This is a genomic window from Fulvivirga sp. M361, assembly GCF_007097395.1.
In the GTDB taxonomy this organism is placed as follows: domain Bacteria; phylum Bacteroidota; class Bacteroidia; order Cytophagales; family Cyclobacteriaceae; genus Fulvivirga.
The window spans coordinates 75,482-91,815 of record NZ_VKDC01000014.1 but is presented as its reverse complement, the minus strand read 5'-3'; the positions used below and the strand labels follow the sequence as shown (position 1 = coordinate 91,815).

Sequence of the window (16,334 nt, the reverse complement as noted above, 5' to 3'; positions counted from 1 at the left end):
TGTATAGAAACATTCATTGGAGAGAGCCTGAAGGGGTTTTTGTATACAATTTAGAAGATACCTTAGCAAGGTGATTGGTTTTAATATTTTGATTATCAATATTTTAACACCTGTTCTTCCAGCCCTGGAAATGATGACCAAAAAAAATCCGGTTTCTTAAAATCCAAGCGTTGTTCTCATTGCGTAGATAGTTTGTTGAAACAAATTATTCACAAAAAGAACAACTATGAAAAAATTGATTTTAGGTTTAGCCGTTATGGCCCTGGTAACTTCAGGGCTATACCTTATTGGGGCAGACCACATTGATGCCCCTGCTGTCGGCTCATTGACGACGGGTAGTACAGCTGCTGATATCACGGATTACTTTGCCTTTGAAAGCCCGGCAAATAGTGATAACTACGTTTTTGTTTGTAATGTGCTCGGTTTGAGCGCTCCTGGTGATGACATTACTTTTGATGAAGATGTCATGTACGAGATCAATATTGATAACAATGCGGACAATGTCGAAGATTTAGTAATACAAGCTAACTTCAAAGAAGGGAACGTCATTGTAAGAGGCCCTGTCGCACCTTCAGCTACAGGCCTGTCAAGCACCATTGAAACGTCAGGTAATCGTGTAACGGCACCTATTACACGCATAGGAGATAACACCCCGTCCACAGCTACCTCTGGTGGAGTAACTGTTTTTGCAGGCCCACGTGATGACCCTTTCTTTATGGATTTCTTCCAATTTACAGATATCGTTAATGGAGCCGGTGACTTCCTGGGACTGGATGTACCTGACCCGGAAGATGACGATAATATGGATGGTACCCCGGAATATGATACAGCCTTTGATATGCCGGGGGTAGATACATTTGAAGACTTAAATACACTATCAGTGGTAATAGAAGTGCCGAAGTCTTCTTTAGGTAGTAGTGCGCAATTCAGCTCGTGGGTAGAATCTTTAAACAAACAATAATCATGAAATACACAAAATTTTCCTTGTTTTTAGGGTTTATCGTTTTAATGTCGGCTGTAGGGTGCAGTGACGATGAGCCTGGAATAACAGTAACAGTCGATGCCGGCTTAGCTCAAACAGTAAGTTTGGATGAAACGGTAACCCTGGATGCCTCCGGTTCAGAAAATGCCATCAGTTTTGTCTGGACTGTTACTGGTCCTGATGGAGCAGACGTAATACTCTCAGATGCGACAGCAGCGATGCCAACGTTTGTTGCTACATTGCCTGGAGTGTATCAGGCAACTGTGGTGGTAAATGATGATCAAAACCTGGTGAATACGGTGACCATAACCGTAGGAAATGATACTTATTCCAGGGCAGATTATATGGGCAGACCTGCCATTAACACGGTATTCAATTTCTTTGGTACCTCTGGAGGTAAGGATGAATACAATGAGAAAAATCTGCCTTCAGCGCCGGTGGCGACATCTGAACAGTTCGAATTTATCCTGGATAAACTGCAGGAATACGCCGGCCTCAATTCTGATGTTTATACCAATGCACTTGGGTTAGATAATACGCAAACAGCAGACGTTTTAATCGTGGACGCCCTGAATTCGCATAAGGACTTTCCAACCACTTATGGGCCTTCGGATCTAAACGACATCCGTTTATTTGAAACCGTATTAAATGGACGTGGACTTGAAGATGACGTAGTAGACGTTACATTGACCCTGACATTTGGTGGTGATCTTACCGATGCACCCGCCGGATTAATTGGTGATAATGTGTCATATACCAGTAACTCAACAAGTACCTTCCCTTATCTGGGAAGCCCTAATTAACGTGTTATTCAGGTGCTTTGAAATCAATGAATGGGTTCAGAGTACCTGAATTTATAAACCAATAAATTATGAGATATATCCTGCTGATCTTAATAGTTGCTTTGATAGCTTGTGAATCCAGCAAGCCTCCAGCTCCGGTCACTAATAGAGAAGATTATACTAAATTAATTCAGACCAATACGTTTACATTGGTGAATAATGTCTCCATAGATGAATTCTGGTGTAAAAAAATAACGGATGAACCAAAAGCCGCCATATTTTATCGGAAATGGGTAGAGCATAAATCCAGACAATTTGATAGGACGGGTGATGTCATGCTGTTATATGAAATAGATAGTTTGTTACATTCTGCAAGCACGATATTTTCCAAACAAGAGCAGGTCAATAGCTTATTAATGCGAAGTAGTAACGCCATAAAACTACATCATTTTAAAAAAGCTGCTATCTATGCCCAGAATGCTTATGAACTGACGAATGAAAAATTTGGTCCGCTAATGATGATATTCGACGCATATATGGAATTGGGATATTTTTATGAGTCCGGGAAGATTTTGAGAGATAACAAACGGATGGACTCGTTCGATTACCTCGTGCGTTTATCAAAATACCAGGACCATATTGGAGATCTTGACTCTGCCATTGTATTAATGGAAACGGCACTTGATTTAACAAAGTCAAGGAATGATAAGAAAGGACTTTGGGCCCGCACTAACCTGGGGGACTTGTATGGGCATGCCGGGCGGATCGGCGAATCATATGATCAATACCTGGGTGTGCTGCAAGATAGGCCGGAATTCAGTTATGCTCTACGTGGTATTGCCTGGATAACCTATGCGCATGATTTTAAAATAATTGAATCAGAAGAGCTCTTTAGCTCACTCAAAGAGCGGTCCCTGCTACCGGACGCATATTTGTTATTGGCAGAGCTGGCGGATTTTCAAGGTAATGATTTACAGCAAGTACAGTATTTAACCTCTTTTCTGGCAGAAGCATCGAAGCCGGTATATGGCGATATGTATAACAAATACCTAATTGAATTATGGTCTGAAGAACCAGGTACGTTAGAGGATGCTTTGACATTGGCACAGAGAGAAGTGAGCCGGCGTTCCACTCCATTAACCTATACGTTGTTGGCCTGGTGTCATTCTCAGGCTGGTAATCATGGATTAGCATTAGATATTGTTAACGCAAATGTACTTCATAAGACCTATGAACCCGGGATCATGGCAAAAGTAGGGATGATATATTATGCGGCCGGAAGAAAAAAAGAGGCAAAAATGTATTGCTATGAAGGACTCGAGGCAGCATTTGAACTGGGTCCGATGACTACGCGTCAATTGAAAAGCGCTATCTTTGCCAACGGGTAATTACGGATAATTCCACTGATATTAAACCCTTATCATTGGGTCCTGAAAATATTACCTGGCACGTTCACTTGAGCAGGAGACTATGAGCTTCTGCGTAAATATTTCATTCTTTTTACTGTTGTAAACCACCAAAAAATACTTAGATGAAAAGGTATTACCTTCTGTTATTTATATCCGCTATAGCCATTGATGGGTACTCACAAAAGCTTCAGGGTTATGTGCTTAATCATCAGAATAACCCTGTAGAAAGTGCTCATGTTCTTCATACAAAATCACTTGAACATGTACACACTAATTATTCAGGACGTTTTTTTATGGAAGGCGTCCACATGGGAGATTCTTTGCAAATAACACATATAGGGTTTGAACCAATGGTTGTAGTGGTTGCTGATTTAACTGAGACAATAAAAGTCAGACTGACTGAAAAGGTGATTGCCCTGGAGGAAGTTTTGATTTCTCCAAGGATAGATGCTCTCAATCTTCTGGCAAAGATAGACCTGAAAACAAATCCGGTGAATTCCTCACAAGAGATACTATTTAAGGTTCCCGGGTTATTCATAGGACAACATGCAGGAGGAGGCAAAGCAGAACAGTTGTTTCTAAGAGGGTTTGATATTGATCATGGTACGGATGTCAATATTACAGTGGATGGTATGCCTGTTAACATGGTGTCACATGCCCACGGCCAGGGGTATGCAGACCTGCATTTTGTAATTCCTGAGACGGTAGAAGATCTAAGTTTTGGGAAAGGTCCGTATTATGCCGATCAGGGTAATTTTGCTACAGCTGGTTTTGTGGCATTTAAAACAAAGGAAAGATTAGAAAATAGCCTGGTGAAGCTGGAAGCAGGGCAATTCAATACACAGCGGTTTTTAGGAATGTTTGAAGTATTGAATAATGAAGAACAATCGGCTTATGTAGCCACAGAGTACAGCTTAACAGATGGTCAGTTTGATAGCCCTCAAAACTTCAGTCGATTTAATATGATAGCGAAGTATGCCGGCAGAATATCGGCTAATGACAAGATATCTTTAAGTGCCTCTCGTTTTAGTAGTCAATGGGATGCTTCTGGTCAGGTACCACAGCGTGCTGTCGAAACCGGTGAGATCAGTCGCTTTGGAGCTATTGACGATACGGAAGGAGGGGAGACGAGCCGCACTAATATCGTGTTGGACTACACAAAAAATATTGATAATAACTCTTATGTTAAAAATACCATTTTCTACTCACAATATGATTTTGAGCTATATTCAAATTTCACTTTTTTTCTTCAGGACCCAATCCGTGGTGACCAGATACGCCAAAAAGAAGACCGTCAACTTTTTGGCATTACAAGTGAATACAATCATTCATTACATTTAGGACAGACTGATGGGTGGATACGATCGGGAGTAGGACTTCGAAACGACCTGAGTGAAAATAATGAACTTTCAAGGACAGTTAATAGAATTACGGCCGTAGACACCATGCAATTAGGAAATATAAATGAAACCAATCTATTTGGTTATTTAGATGCCAATTTAAAGTATGGAAAATGGAGTGTTAACCCGGGAGTAAGGGTGGATCATTTCAATTTCAATTATAACGATCATCTTTTGGGTTTTTATCAAACTCAGTCAGAAACTAAGTCTATCGTCAGCCCTAAGCTAAATATCTTATATAACCCGTCAAATCGCCTTCAGCTCTATCTTAAAACCGGGAAAGGATTCCACTCAAATGATACGCGTGTAGTCGTAGCAAACAATGGCCGGGAGATACTTCCCGCGGCATGGGGCGCTGACCTTGGCGTTATCTGGAAACCCATGCCTAAGCTTATGATCAATACGGCCATCTGGTATCTGTTTCTCGAGCAGGAGTTTGTTTATGTGGGAGATGAGGGGATAGTGGAACCCAGTGGAAAGACCCGGAGGGCCGGCCTTGATCTGAGCTTCATATATCAACCATTAAAGTGGCTTTACTGGGATATGGATGTTAATTATGCCTATGCACGTGCTATTGATGAGCCTGAAAACAATGATTTTATACCCCTAGCCCCAGACCTTACTCTGATGAGCGGCATCAACGTTATTCACCCTACCGGCGTTTATGGAGGTGCCAGGTTACGTTATGTAAAAGACAGACCGGCTAATGAAGATAATTCCATAGTTGCCGAAGGTTATAATGTGGTTGATATGAACCTTGGCTATCAATGGAAAAACATGGATTTATCCTTTACGATTCAAAATGTGTTTGATACTGAATGGAATGAGACCCAGTTTGCGACAGAGTCCCGACTTCAAAACGAGGTAGAGCCCGTTGAGGAAATTCATTTTACTCCGGGAACACCCTTCTTTATGAAAGCCTCGCTGGCCTATACATTTTAAGTTTGATTGAAAATTTATTTTAATTTAGTGTATGCCTTGTCTTGTCAGAAAGATTTTTGCTTATAACGCTTGGATATAGGTTAAGACGCTCTTAAAGAATGATGATACTTTTACTTGGAGGAACAGGAAGAACAGGGAAGCTGGTCTTGGAAGAGGCTGTAAAAAGAGGCTATTTGGTGAACTGTCTTGTTAGAGATCCCACAAGGCTTGAGAGAGACCATGCTTCCATCAACTTTTTTAAAGGTTCTCCGAATCAAATGTCGGATTTAAAGCAATCCATGTACGGATGTGAGGCGATTATAAGTGTATTGAACATTTCCCGTACCCCTGACTTTCCTTGGGCCCGGCTAAGAACTCCTGTCACTTTTCTATCGGATGTTATGCATAATGTAATTGAGCTTGCTGAACAGGAAGGTATTAAAAGAATTATCGTTTGCTCAGCCTGGGGAGTAGCTGAGACCAAAAGGGATGTGCCGGCATGGTTTAACTGGTTCATAAACAATAGTAATATAGGGTTTGCTTATAAAGATCATGAAAAGCAGGAAGAGCTCTTAAAAAAATCTAACCTACGCTGGACTATAGTACGTCCAACCGGGTTGACCAATTCAAAAAAAGAACAGAAGGTCATTGAAAGCTATTATGGCAGGCCAGGGCGAAAATAACAATCAGTAGATCAAGTGTTGCAAAGTATATGGTGGATGCCATAGCTAAAGGCAGTTTGATTGGTAAAGCACCTGTGATTTCAGGCAGTTAGCCAGGCATAAATAAGCCATTGTCAAACATTACCGATCACCTGCATCGTTTCCAATGAAGGAGATATGCTGCCTCCTTTAGGCTCAATAGTCACTGCGAAGGCTGCCGCGCCAGGTCCGATACTTTTCATTTGCGCCATCCTTTCAAGGTTGGAGTCAAATACCCCGGCATCTACAGGCTGTCCGTCAATGATGGCCCATAACTGATATTGCTTGTCTTCAGGTAAGTCATTCATATGGAATACGCTGAGGTAAAGTTCTTTGGTGTTGGCTTTCCAATACACCTTGGCGGAAGATCCGGGTGCATTTTCGGTCCCGGCTAACGGCACATTCTTGAATGAAGGGTCATTGACTATTCGAAGATCTTTTTCCAGATTTTCAATTTTTTGATTGGCGTTATAACTATTTTGAGCTATTCGTTCGTTTTGCACGATGAGTTTGTTTAGCTCCAATGTTGTGTTTTTCCATTCCTGGTGATAGTTATAAGCCAGATAAGAGCTCACTATAGCAAGGATAACAGACGCAGCGGTGAGGTATTTAAAAACCCCTAATCTCCTGTTAGGGGGAACATCTGAAGTTAGTGGCACTACCGTTTTCTGCTGCGCTTCCCCTTTGCCTTTGATTTGATCTAATACGTGCCCTCGCATGTGATTAGCCGGAGCCACGGCGGTATTCATGGCAACGTCTTCAAGAGTCTGTTCTATCTTGTTGATCTCAATACTGAGTTCAGGGTACTTACTGATCATCCGTTCTACTTCCTGCATTTCATTTTCACTCAATTCCTGCAGGACGTAGGCTTCCAGAATGCCTGATGCTATGTATTCTTCTACATTCACTCTTCGTTGCCTAAGTAGTTTCGTAAATTCATTAAAGCCATTCTCAACCTTGTTTTTACTGTCCCTAGAGGGATGTTCTTTTCTTCTGCCAGTTCGGTATGCGTATATCCTTTAAAGTAGATCATATCTACCACTAACTTTTCTTCTTCCCTTAAAGTATCCAGCAACTTGCCAACACCTATATCATCTATCTGTTGATGGGAATGATTTTCAGCATTAACATTATATACGGTGTTTTCTACCTCATCAGTTCTAAGGTCGTTTTTTATTTCCCTGGAACGCAACTTATCAATGGCCAAATTTCGACTGATGTTCATCATCCAGGTAAATAAACGTCCCTTTTTTGAGTCATAGGTGTCAATTTTATTCCAAAATTTCAGGAATGCATCTTGTAATACTTCCTCGGCGATTGACTCATTTTTAACGATCCGAAGGATAATCCCATTAATGGCTGCCGAATAGTGATCATAAAGATAAGCTATGGCTGCTTTGTCCCGGTTTTTCAAATGGGCGACGAGTAGCTCAGGGTCTTTATAGTCTGGATTAGCTGGCAAATTTAAGAGCGGCTGCAGTTAGTCGTTAGATGTTCATTGTTTACATATTCGTGGTATATAGCTGTGGTATTAAACCTTCACAGCACCTTATGAATCACCCTTTCCTGACAAATTTAACCGAAAAGGGGAGACAAAAAAATGGTAGGTGCTATCTGTACGGCAGGGCGTAACAGTATTGTAGGGGCAGAACGTTAATAATCTGTATTTCAGCATATTATGAGTGATTTTTCCGCAATTCTAATTTTTAGAAAGGAGGTAACAAAAAAGCCATCCTCATAAGAAGGCGGCTTTTTATCTATAAAATCAAGTTTTGGTTAGTTACTATGCAGGAACTGAAGCAGTCTTTACCGTTTTGATAATTCGTGCTGCAATTTTGTATGGATCTCCGTTGGAAGCTGGCCTTCTGTCTTCCAACCATCCTTTCCAACCGTTTTCTACGGTAGCGATAGGAATTCTTATGGAAGCGCCTCTATCAGATATGCCATAACTGAATTTATCTATAGATTGTGTTTCATGAGCGCCGGTAAGTCGTTGGTCATTGTTGGCTCCATATACTGCGATATGCTCTGCAACGTATGGCTCAAAACTTGAGCAGATAGCGTCATAAGTAGCTTTGTCTCCGGCTTCACGAAGTATGCTGTTAGAGAAGTTGGCATGCATTCCGGATCCGTTCCAGTCACCTTTAACAGGTTTTGGCTCCCAGTTAATGCCTAATCCATATTTTTCAGCTGTTCTTTCTAATAAATAACGCGCTACCCATATCTGGTCACCAGCAGACTCAGCGCCTTTGGCAAATATTTGGAATTCCCATTGTCCGGTAGCTACTTCGGCATTGATACCTTCTACATTAAGTCCAGCTTCCAGACATAGATCTAAATGTTCTTCAACAATCTCTCTTCCATAAGCATTGCTTGCACCTACACCGCAGTAGAAAGGGCCTTGAGGTTTAGGAAACCCGTTAGTAGGAAAACCTAACGGAAGATTGGTTTCATGGTCCCAAAGGAAGTATTCCTGTTCAAAACCAAACCAGAAATCTGAATCTTCATCATCAATTGTGGCACGTCCGTTAGTTTCATGCGCACTTCCATCAGCATTCAATACTTCCGTCATGACGAGGTAAGCATTCTTACGGCCAGGGTCAGAAAAAATGGCTACAGGTTTCAATAGACAATCCGAAGAATTGCCTACAGCCTGTTCTGTTGAACTACCGTCAAATGACCACATCGGGCACGACTCAAGCTTTCCATCAAAATTTGAAACGATTTTTGTTTTACTTCTTAAGCTTTGAGTGGGCTTATAGCCGTCTAGCCAGATGTACTCCAATTTAGTCTTTGCCATAATAATCTTTTTTAATCTGTTGATACTTTGGTTTATGATATTCAAAAATAAAATAATGGGTTTAAAAAAACCCGGAGGGTCTTATTTTTTTGTTAGTTTTCGTTTTTAAGGGCATCAAATATGCCCATATTCATAATAATTGCTTTTTTATTACCAATCATCATTAATTTTAATACCTTCTGGCTTGCTTTCTTCATGCTTTATTACGGCCATTTCTCTTTTGATATTCTCAATGACCTTATCGACTTTGGTCAGAATGGTATTTTTATGTTGCGTCCATAATTTATCCGGTTCTGCAACTTTTTCTTTTAATAAAGAAGCTTTGTGTTTTATCCTTTCAAATTTACCATAGCGGTTTCTTTTCATGGGGTAGAATACAAAGTCCTTGATAATATATCGATAGCGATTGTCCTTAACTTCCAACATAATAGAGAAGTCAAGTTCTCCATGTGGTGATTTGCCCAGGCTTTTCCTATAAAGTCGTATGGAAGAAGCTTTCTCAAAATGCCCATTTCTGTTATTGGACATTTTTTTTGATGGTAACATGAGTTTTTGCGCGTTATCTATCAACTGCGCATGGCTAAGTTCCGATTCAATTACTTCATAAAAAAGGATATGGCCGTTTTCGTCATATTTAAATTCAGACTGCTTCAGTCCAAACAAATCGAAAAAAACGGCCATTATCAACAAACCAAATCGCATCGAACGATATTTTAAAATGAGTAGACTGCTGCTGCTACAAACTGAAAGGCACCACCGGTCAGTTCATTGTCAGAGTCTGTGAATATATCTTCTGAAGCAGAATCATACCTTAATTCAGGAATGAACGTCAACGGTCCGGCGGAAATATTACCGGAGAATGTAAAGGCATTGATGTTCAAATCATCTTCTGTTCCTCTTGCTGTGAAGTTTTCATATCTCAAACCTAATGAGGTGGACTCACTTATACTTATTTGCGGGTAGAGTGCTACGCCGACAAAGCCGGTGTCATCTGCCGTATTGAAGAGTTTGGCTTCTTCATTGGCGCCATAAGTAGCAGCATTCACACCTAAATAGAAGGATTCACTTAACTGAAGTCCTGCAGTAAGATCAAACTCTGTACCACTGTTTTCGCCAGTGATCATGTTAAGGTAGATGTCCATTCCATCAGCCGGACTAAAAGATAGTTGTATTCCAACGTCCTTGCTCGATGAGAAATCCTGGTATTCATTCCAGTCATTAAAGAGACCCACCATCAGTCCTACCTTATCAGATAATGCAAAGTCAAACTTCAGACCAGCATTCTGGAATGGTCCGTTAGTAAATAGATAAGATGTTGAATAATTGAAATTACCTGTAGGGGAGATGACCTCGTAGCCCACAAATGTTCCCATATACCCACCGGTCACGGTTACTTTTTCACTTAACTGGTAAGCCACATAGAGGTTTTGAATATGGAAGGAATTATCATCAGCGCCGGCATTTAATAATGACTGACTCTGACCTCGGGGTCCGAAGCTAATATCTCCAACAAAAGCCGCCTTACCTATTTCCTGTGAAGCTATCAGGTTAAGCATTCCTATGGAAAACGAATTGTGTTCTGATGCAAAGCTGGTTCCAATATTCTCATCTCCGGAGAAATCATACTTATAATAAGTGTCTACCGAGCCGGATATTGTTAAAGGATTCTCTTCTTCAGTGTCATCCTGGGCATTTAGTTCAATAAACGAGAAAAAAGTCGCCATAAGGAGCAAAGTATAATACTTTTTCATTTTAATTTTGAGTTGCAGTTAATTGTTATATTGATTGTAAGAGAGAAGCCTTCGCCTGATGTAGGGTCCAATCTGTGTCAGGCAAGGCTTTTTGTTTTTAAGAGTGATTATTACTCGTCATAGACGATGGTATAACCTCTTATTCCATGTTCGTGGCTGTCCATGCCCGCACTTTCATGCTCTTCTGATACTCTGATGCCTGATATTTTATCCATTATGAAGAAAATAACGTAGGCAGAAATGAAGGCAGCGGCTCCGCAGATGACGACGCCTTTCAGTTGTATCCAGAACGTGTGGTCCGGGTTATTCGAGAACAGGCCTACTGCCAACGTACCCCATATACCACAAGTAAGGTGTACAGATACGGCACCTACCACATCGTCAAGCTTTAATTTATCAAGCGTTACTGCAGAAAGTACAACGAGTATACCGGCGATAAACCCTACGAGCAATGCCCATCCGGGATTAATAACGTCAGCTCCCGCCGTAATGCCAACCAATCCGGCCAGTACACCGTTCAACACCATGCCTAAATCCAGTCGTTTAAATACGAAATATCCTGTGAGGAAGCCACCTAGAGCACCGGAACATGCTGCTAAGCAGGTTGTTACCAATACAAAAGAAGTTCCTCCCGGATCACCGGATAGCACAGACCCGCCATTGAAACCAAACCAGCCTAGCCATAGTAAGAAGACACCTATTACAGCCAGCGGTACACTAGATCCAGGCTTGTCAACTACTTTACCGTCAACGTATTTACCAAGTCGAGGCCCCAGGATCATAATACCTGCCAAGGCTCCCCAGCCTCCTACGGAATGAACGAGTGTGGATCCGGCAAAATCCCAGAAGCCCATAGCATCCAGAGCACCTAAACCCCATTTCCAGCTTCCAATGATAGGGTAAACTACTCCTACGAAGATTACGGTAAAGATCAGGTATGAGGTGATCTTGATCCTTTCTGCTACGGCACCAGACACGATGGTAGCAGCGGTAGCAGCGAACATTGCCTGAAAGAGGAATTCAGTCCAGAACGTATAACCTGCACCGGCATATCCCGGGCTAACGTCTGCGGTAGAGGGTGAAAACCACAATGTATTCCAGTTGGCACCATTAAAAGCTAACCAACCGGGTGTTTCAAAAGCAGGATACATAAGAAAAAAACCTCCAAGTGCATAGGTTAGTATGCCGATCACAGGAGTTAAGGTGTTTTTAAATAAGATGTTAACCGTGTTCTTAGCTTGTCCGAAGCCGGCCTCTACCCCGGCAAAGCCCAGGTGCATGATGAATACCAACGCGGTACATAACATCATCCAGATATTATTAGCGGTTAACAGGGAATCGACAACGGTGGGGCCCTCCTCCACCACCTGTGTAACTGCCGCTTCAGAAGCGGAAGCAAACCCTAACAAATTGCTAGAATATAATTCTGCCAGTAAAAGTTTAGTCATAATAATCTTTTGTTTTTTGGTTGAAAGTCAAAATTAGATTTTAACATAAGGGTAAAGAAAAGAGAGTTGACTCAATTATCAAAAGAAGAATGGCGTTCAATTTTAACCAATTCATGTGCTATTTTGATCGAAAACGTTTTAAGTAGTATGTGAGAAGGGTTTAAATGTAAGTTATTTATTGGCCTATATACTCAAATAAATGATTGTATAACCTGTATGTAGGGTGTTAAATGTACTATAAATTGGAATTTGGTTAAGTTTTTTGACAAATTAAGGTATAATTTAAACCTTGTAGCTCTAATAATGAGTTGTTAATAAAGTATCAATATGCTGTATGTGTGGTGTATTTTAACCCATGGGGATGGAGATAGACCTGTTATCTGCAAATTATCTATCAAAATTTCTAAAACACAGGCCGACAAAAGTGAGTGTTTTAAAAAAATACGTAACTTCTTATACCTGTTGTGTAGCCTGAAAAGAAGCTTATTCCTTAAAATCTCTCAATTATACTATAGTGATGCTTCTTTTAATTTTTATAAGGTCCTTTTAAGTCACCGAAGAGGGTAGGTTTCCGGAGTACTTCATTCTATGTGTATATTATATTTACTTAATAGCCCAATGATCCCCTCTCTTGAAAACCTGGCCCCTTTGATGACATTCGTTTCCGGGTCTAACGTAAAATTGTAAGAAGTTCTAAAATCAGCCTTACCTAATTGAGTTCTATCAAACGATGTGCCGGTAAGGTCACAGTTCAGAAAGCGCGCATTGGTTAGATTGGCTTCCGAAAAATCCACCTCCTTTAAACTGCAATTTTTAAAGTAAGCATTTTTCATAGATCGCTTATAAAATGAAGAAAGGTCTAGCTGACAATCTTCAAAGTTGACGGAGAAAAGAAAATCACTGCAGTGTTCAAAGCGTAATCCGAGGAGTTTACATTCTTTAAAAAGCACCTGCCTGAAGCCGGTATTACTTATGTTGGCAGTACTGATATTGCATTGAATGAATTCACAGTCTACAAAGTTCACTCCGAACAGGTCGGCATTGGAAAGTGTGCATTTGGTAAAAATACAATCTTCGTATTCTCCTTTTGGCAGAGGTTCGCGGGTGAAATCCAAGCCTTTAAATTCTTCTCCTTCTATATAGGGGTTGTTCATGGTATGACGTGTTGATGATCAAATATCTGAATATTCCTTTGATGGTTTATGGAGCGAGTACATATCTTTGATATTAATTACGCAGTTAACTGCGTAACTGGTATTTTAATTCCTTTCAATGTTCATCATGCAGGAAGATATTGTAAAACAAATGGGGTACGTGGCGCTGGCTACCCGTCTGAAAAGGATCAGTGATAAAATGAGCCATAGCACCCGGTTAATGTATAAGGAACTTGCCATCGATATCGAACCCAATTGGTACCTCGTGCTCATACTGGTACGTGATCGTCCCGGTATTTCAGTGACGAAGATTGCCGCTGCTTTAGGGTTTAGACATCAATCCGTGGTAATCATGACCAATAAAATGATTCAGGCCGGATACCTGCATGCTAAAAGAGATAAGAGGGATAAAAGAAAATCTCTACTCTATTTGACCGGAAAAGCCATCGACATACTTCCGGGTTTGCACAAAATATGGGAGGTGGGTGAACAAGTGATACTTGAGTTGCTCAATCAAGATATTACAATCATTGGGATACTTGATGTTTTGGAACAAAAATTAGATAAAACCTCCTTTGGTAAAAGAATCATGGACACTATATCAACCATTTAATATGAAAGAGCATCAGTATTCAATACTTGTGGAATGGACAGGGAATAACGGAAAAGGTACTTCCCATTATAAGCAATATAGTAGAGATCACGTCATATCAGCAACGGGTAAACAAGCTCCGATCATGGGAGCATCAGATCCGTTATTTCTGGGTGACCCAACACGTTACAATCCGGAGGAACTGCTTGTCTCATCGCTTTCTGCCTGCCATATGTTATGGTACTTGCATCTGTGCACTACACATAAAGTGATCGTTACAGCTTATGTTGATAGTGCTGTCGGTGTTATGCAAGAAACAGCAGATGGTAGTGGAAAATTTAAGGAAGTGACCTTATACCCTTGTGTAACGGTTGAAAGTGGTGGGATGATTGAAAAGGCAAAAAAGCTTCATCATGATGCAAACAAGATGTGCTTTATTGCAAACTCCTGTAATTTTAAGATACGACATGAACCCAAAATAGTCGTGAAATGAGCTCACTTTGATTTACAGGATAAATGAAAACTTGCCAGTAAGAAAGTGTATGTTGGTTCTGCTACTGGCAGATCTCACATGGCTCGTTGGCAAGTTTTCTTACAGCTAATAATTGATAGCAGGGATCAATTGCCACCAACAGGCATCATAGGGTGAACTTCGATCTTAGTAGGGATGTCCTGAAAAATGGGATTTTTTCGCGCAATTTCTACTGCCTCTTCCACGCTTTCTGCGGTGATATGAAAATAGCCGGCCACCACTTCTTTACTTTCGTTGAAAGGCCCGTCTTTAATGTTGCCATTATTTTCAGTCAGAATGCGGCTGCCTTTGTCGATTGGGTTGGCATTTTTCAATATACCATCTTGCATGAGCCCGCTTATGTATGCTTTTCCATGCTCCATATGTCGTTGAAGTTCTTCAGGAGAAAGGTCGGTCCAAACGCTGCCTTCGGTTTTTATAATGAATAAAAAGTCTTTCATTTTACTAAAGTTTAAATGGAATGAAATAATTATTTAACAGCATGACAAACAAGGAACATGAAAAAGTACATAGTCTCTAAATTATTTTTTTTGACATCGATCCAATTGCGCCCGCAGTAACTCCTTTTCGGCAGGTAGAGTGGTTAATGCCACGGCTTTCTTCAGAGCTTTGGAAGCTTGAGGTAGTTGTTCCAGCTGCAGGTGTAATTCAGCCAACACACTATAGTATAAATAATAGGATTCCATAACAGGTTCATTTGCTATTTTTCCCAGTTCTGCCAGCGCTGTTTGGGCACCTTCTACTTTTGACAAGGCAATCGCGCGGTTAAGTATAATAACAGGGGAATTGTCGCTTTGAAGCAGTATGTCATAAGATTTGAGTATACCCTTCCAGTTGGTAGTTGCGAAGCTTTTGGCTGTGCAGTGGTAGGCAGAGATGGATGCAAGAATATGGTAGAGCGTGATCTGGTCATCCGCTGATTTTTCAAGGTTGATCAATCCTTTTTGAATAAGGCTGTGGTCCCATTGTTGCCTGTCCTGTTTTTCAAGAGTAAGAATTTTTCCGTCATCATCCTGCCTTGCGTTGAACCGGGCTGCATTTAACTGCATCAAAGCCAATAAGGCATATATCCTGGTTTTATGCTCAAAAAGGGGGTGTGCTATCAATAACTCTGTGATCCGTATGGCTTCTTCGCATAGGTCTTTACGAATAAGTACAGGACCATCTGTAGCATTGTAGCCTTCATTGAATAACAGGTAAATGGCTTCCAATACCACTTGTAGTCGTAAAGACAGGTGTGTGGGAGCGGGCAAGGTAAAAGGTATTTTTGCGTCCCTGACTTTTTTTCGTGCCCGTACTAATCTGGTATTGATATTTTTAGGAGCGGTCAGAAAAGCGCGCCCAATTTCAGCGATACTAAATCCGCAAAGTGTTCGTAAGATTAAGGCAATTTGCGAATCCGGAGAAATGGATGGGTGACAGCATACGAACATCATGCGTAATTGGTCATCAAGGATCTCTTGTTCAGAAAACAGGAGATCCATGGCCGGTTCGGCTGTCCAGGGAGATTGCAGGAAATGCGTTGTGTCCGGGTTGAATTGTTGCTGCCGCTTGTTTCTGTTCACCACATTGAGTGCTTTATTTTTAGCCACCCTATACAGCCATGCAGTGGGGTTCTTTGGAATGTCCTTATTGGTCCAGTTTTGTATTGCTTCAATAATAGCTTCCTGAACTACGTCTTCGGCTAACTGCATATTTTCAGGGCCGAAGATACCTGTTAATACAGCTACCATTTTCCCGGATTCATGCCGGAAAAAATGCTCTACAATATCATTTATTTCAGCGTTGCGATCCAATGTATGTTGCCGATTAATTACTCCAGGTTAAAGCCGGTCCTTCTAAAACAAATAAAGCGCAAAGAT

The 16,334-nt window shown here is 41.0% G+C and carries 16 protein-coding genes; 7 read left to right on the top strand and 9 right to left on the bottom strand.

Going from position 1 to position 16,334, the window contains the following annotated elements; all coding sequences use genetic code 11:
• Window positions 1–226 precede the first annotated feature (226 nt).
• The 5 genes from FNH22_RS16365 (at window position 227) to FNH22_RS16345 (ending at window position 6,177) form a co-directional block, all read left to right on the top strand.
• On the top strand, window positions 227–961 hold the full coding sequence (locus tag FNH22_RS16365; protein ID WP_143399488.1) for a DUF4331 family protein: 735 nt from the start codon (window positions 227–229) through the stop codon (window positions 959–961).
• 2 nt (window positions 962–963) lie between these two features.
• On the top strand, window positions 964–1,785 hold the full coding sequence (locus FNH22_RS16360; RefSeq protein ID WP_143399487.1) for a DUF4331 family protein: 822 nt from the start codon (window positions 964–966) through the stop codon (window positions 1,783–1,785).
• Window positions 1,786–1,853: 68 nt separating this feature from the next.
• Window positions 1,854–3,152, top strand: coding sequence for a lipopolysaccharide assembly protein LapB (locus tag FNH22_RS16355; protein WP_143399486.1), 1,299 nt, complete (start codon window positions 1,854–1,856; stop codon window positions 3,150–3,152).
• 143 nt (window positions 3,153–3,295) lie between these two features.
• Entirely contained in the window at window positions 3,296–5,515 is a 2,220-nt protein-coding gene (locus FNH22_RS16350; protein WP_143399485.1) for a TonB-dependent receptor, read from the top strand.
• Between the two features lie 98 nt (window positions 5,516–5,613).
• Complete coding sequence (locus FNH22_RS16345) at window positions 5,614–6,177, top strand: NAD(P)-dependent oxidoreductase (protein WP_143399484.1); 564 nt, start codon at window positions 5,614–5,616, stop codon at window positions 6,175–6,177.
• Window positions 6,178–6,290: 113 nt separating this feature from the next.
• On the opposite strand, the gene FNH22_RS16340 is transcribed toward FNH22_RS16345, so the two are convergent.
• From FNH22_RS16340 to FNH22_RS16310, 7 genes are all read right to left on the bottom strand, one after another.
• Window positions 6,291–7,103 carry an anti-sigma factor domain-containing protein gene (locus FNH22_RS16340; RefSeq protein ID WP_143399483.1) on the bottom strand — a complete coding sequence of 271 codons (813 nt, stop codon included), beginning with the start codon at window positions 7,101–7,103 and terminating at the stop codon, window positions 6,291–6,293.
• Window positions 7,100–7,657 (bottom strand): RNA polymerase sigma factor, encoded by a 558-nt coding sequence (locus FNH22_RS16335; RefSeq protein WP_143399482.1) that lies wholly within the window; start codon window positions 7,655–7,657, stop codon window positions 7,100–7,102. The genes FNH22_RS16340 and FNH22_RS16335 overlap by 4 nt, the downstream gene beginning before the upstream one ends.
• A 321-nt stretch (window positions 7,658–7,978) precedes the next feature.
• Entirely contained in the window at window positions 7,979–8,995 is a 1,017-nt protein-coding gene (locus FNH22_RS16330) for a glutamine synthetase beta-grasp domain-containing protein (RefSeq protein WP_143399481.1), read from the bottom strand.
• Window positions 8,996–9,145: 150 nt separating this feature from the next.
• On the bottom strand, window positions 9,146–9,697 hold the full coding sequence (locus tag FNH22_RS16325; RefSeq protein WP_143399480.1) for a hypothetical protein: 552 nt from the start codon (window positions 9,695–9,697) through the stop codon (window positions 9,146–9,148).
• 11 nt (window positions 9,698–9,708) lie between these two features.
• Window positions 9,709–10,746, bottom strand: a complete 1,038-nt coding sequence (locus FNH22_RS16320) for an outer membrane beta-barrel protein (RefSeq protein WP_143399479.1) — start codon at window positions 10,744–10,746, stop codon at window positions 9,709–9,711.
• Window positions 10,747–10,856: 110 nt separating this feature from the next.
• Complete coding sequence (locus FNH22_RS16315) at window positions 10,857–12,194, bottom strand: ammonium transporter (protein WP_255518076.1); 1,338 nt, start codon at window positions 12,192–12,194, stop codon at window positions 10,857–10,859.
• Between the two features lie 581 nt (window positions 12,195–12,775).
• Window positions 12,776–13,348, bottom strand: a complete 573-nt coding sequence (locus tag FNH22_RS16310; RefSeq protein WP_143399478.1) for a pentapeptide repeat-containing protein — start codon at window positions 13,346–13,348, stop codon at window positions 12,776–12,778.
• Between the two features lie 127 nt (window positions 13,349–13,475).
• On the opposite strand from FNH22_RS16310, the gene FNH22_RS16305 reads away from it, so the two are divergent.
• Together FNH22_RS16305 and FNH22_RS16300 are read left to right on the top strand one after the other, a co-directional pair.
• Window positions 13,476–13,961, top strand: coding sequence for a MarR family winged helix-turn-helix transcriptional regulator (locus tag FNH22_RS16305; RefSeq protein ID WP_143399477.1), 486 nt, complete (start codon window positions 13,476–13,478; stop codon window positions 13,959–13,961).
• Window position 13,962: 1 nt separating this feature from the next.
• Window positions 13,963–14,433, top strand: coding sequence for an OsmC family protein (locus FNH22_RS16300; RefSeq protein WP_143399476.1), 471 nt, complete (start codon window positions 13,963–13,965; stop codon window positions 14,431–14,433).
• A 125-nt stretch (window positions 14,434–14,558) separates the two neighbouring features.
• Here the strand turns inward: FNH22_RS16300 and FNH22_RS16295 are convergent, their stop codons facing one another.
• Together FNH22_RS16295 and FNH22_RS16290 are read right to left on the bottom strand one after the other, a co-directional pair.
• Window positions 14,559–14,912, bottom strand: a complete 354-nt coding sequence (locus FNH22_RS16295; protein ID WP_143399475.1) for a YciI family protein — start codon at window positions 14,910–14,912, stop codon at window positions 14,559–14,561.
• A gap of 81 nt (window positions 14,913–14,993) precedes the next feature.
• On the bottom strand, window positions 14,994–16,268 hold the full coding sequence (locus FNH22_RS16290; protein ID WP_143399474.1) for an RNA polymerase sigma factor: 1,275 nt from the start codon (window positions 16,266–16,268) through the stop codon (window positions 14,994–14,996).
• Between the last annotated feature and the right edge of the window lie 66 nt (window positions 16,269–16,334).

Coding starts and splice junctions, on each gene's coding strand:
- FNH22_RS16365 (WP_143399488.1), top strand. CDS start 227: ATGAAAAAATTGATTTTAGGTTTAGCCGTTATGGCCCTGGTAACTTCA.
- FNH22_RS16360 (WP_143399487.1), top strand. CDS start 964: ATGAAATACACAAAATTTTCCTTGTTTTTAGGGTTTATCGTTTTAATG.
- FNH22_RS16355 (WP_143399486.1), top strand. CDS start 1,854: ATGAGATATATCCTGCTGATCTTAATAGTTGCTTTGATAGCTTGTGAA.
- FNH22_RS16350 (WP_143399485.1), top strand. CDS start 3,296: ATGAAAAGGTATTACCTTCTGTTATTTATATCCGCTATAGCCATTGAT.
- FNH22_RS16345 (WP_143399484.1), top strand. CDS start 5,614: ATGATGATACTTTTACTTGGAGGAACAGGAAGAACAGGGAAGCTGGTC.
- FNH22_RS16330 (WP_143399481.1), bottom strand. CDS start 8,995: ATGGCAAAGACTAAATTGGAGTACATCTGGCTAGACGGCTATAAGCCC.
- FNH22_RS16325 (WP_143399480.1), bottom strand. CDS start 9,697: ATGCGATTTGGTTTGTTGATAATGGCCGTTTTTTTCGATTTGTTTGGA.
- FNH22_RS16320 (WP_143399479.1), bottom strand. CDS start 10,746: ATGAAAAAGTATTATACTTTGCTCCTTATGGCGACTTTTTTCTCGTTT.
- FNH22_RS16315 (WP_255518076.1), bottom strand. CDS start 12,194: ATGACTAAACTTTTACTGGCAGAATTATATTCTAGCAATTTGTTAGGG.
- FNH22_RS16310 (WP_143399478.1), bottom strand. CDS start 13,348: ATGAACAACCCCTATATAGAAGGAGAAGAATTTAAAGGCTTGGATTTC.
- FNH22_RS16305 (WP_143399477.1), top strand. CDS start 13,476: ATGCAGGAAGATATTGTAAAACAAATGGGGTACGTGGCGCTGGCTACC.
- FNH22_RS16300 (WP_143399476.1), top strand. CDS start 13,963: ATGAAAGAGCATCAGTATTCAATACTTGTGGAATGGACAGGGAATAAC.
- FNH22_RS16295 (WP_143399475.1), bottom strand. CDS start 14,912: ATGAAAGACTTTTTATTCATTATAAAAACCGAAGGCAGCGTTTGGACC.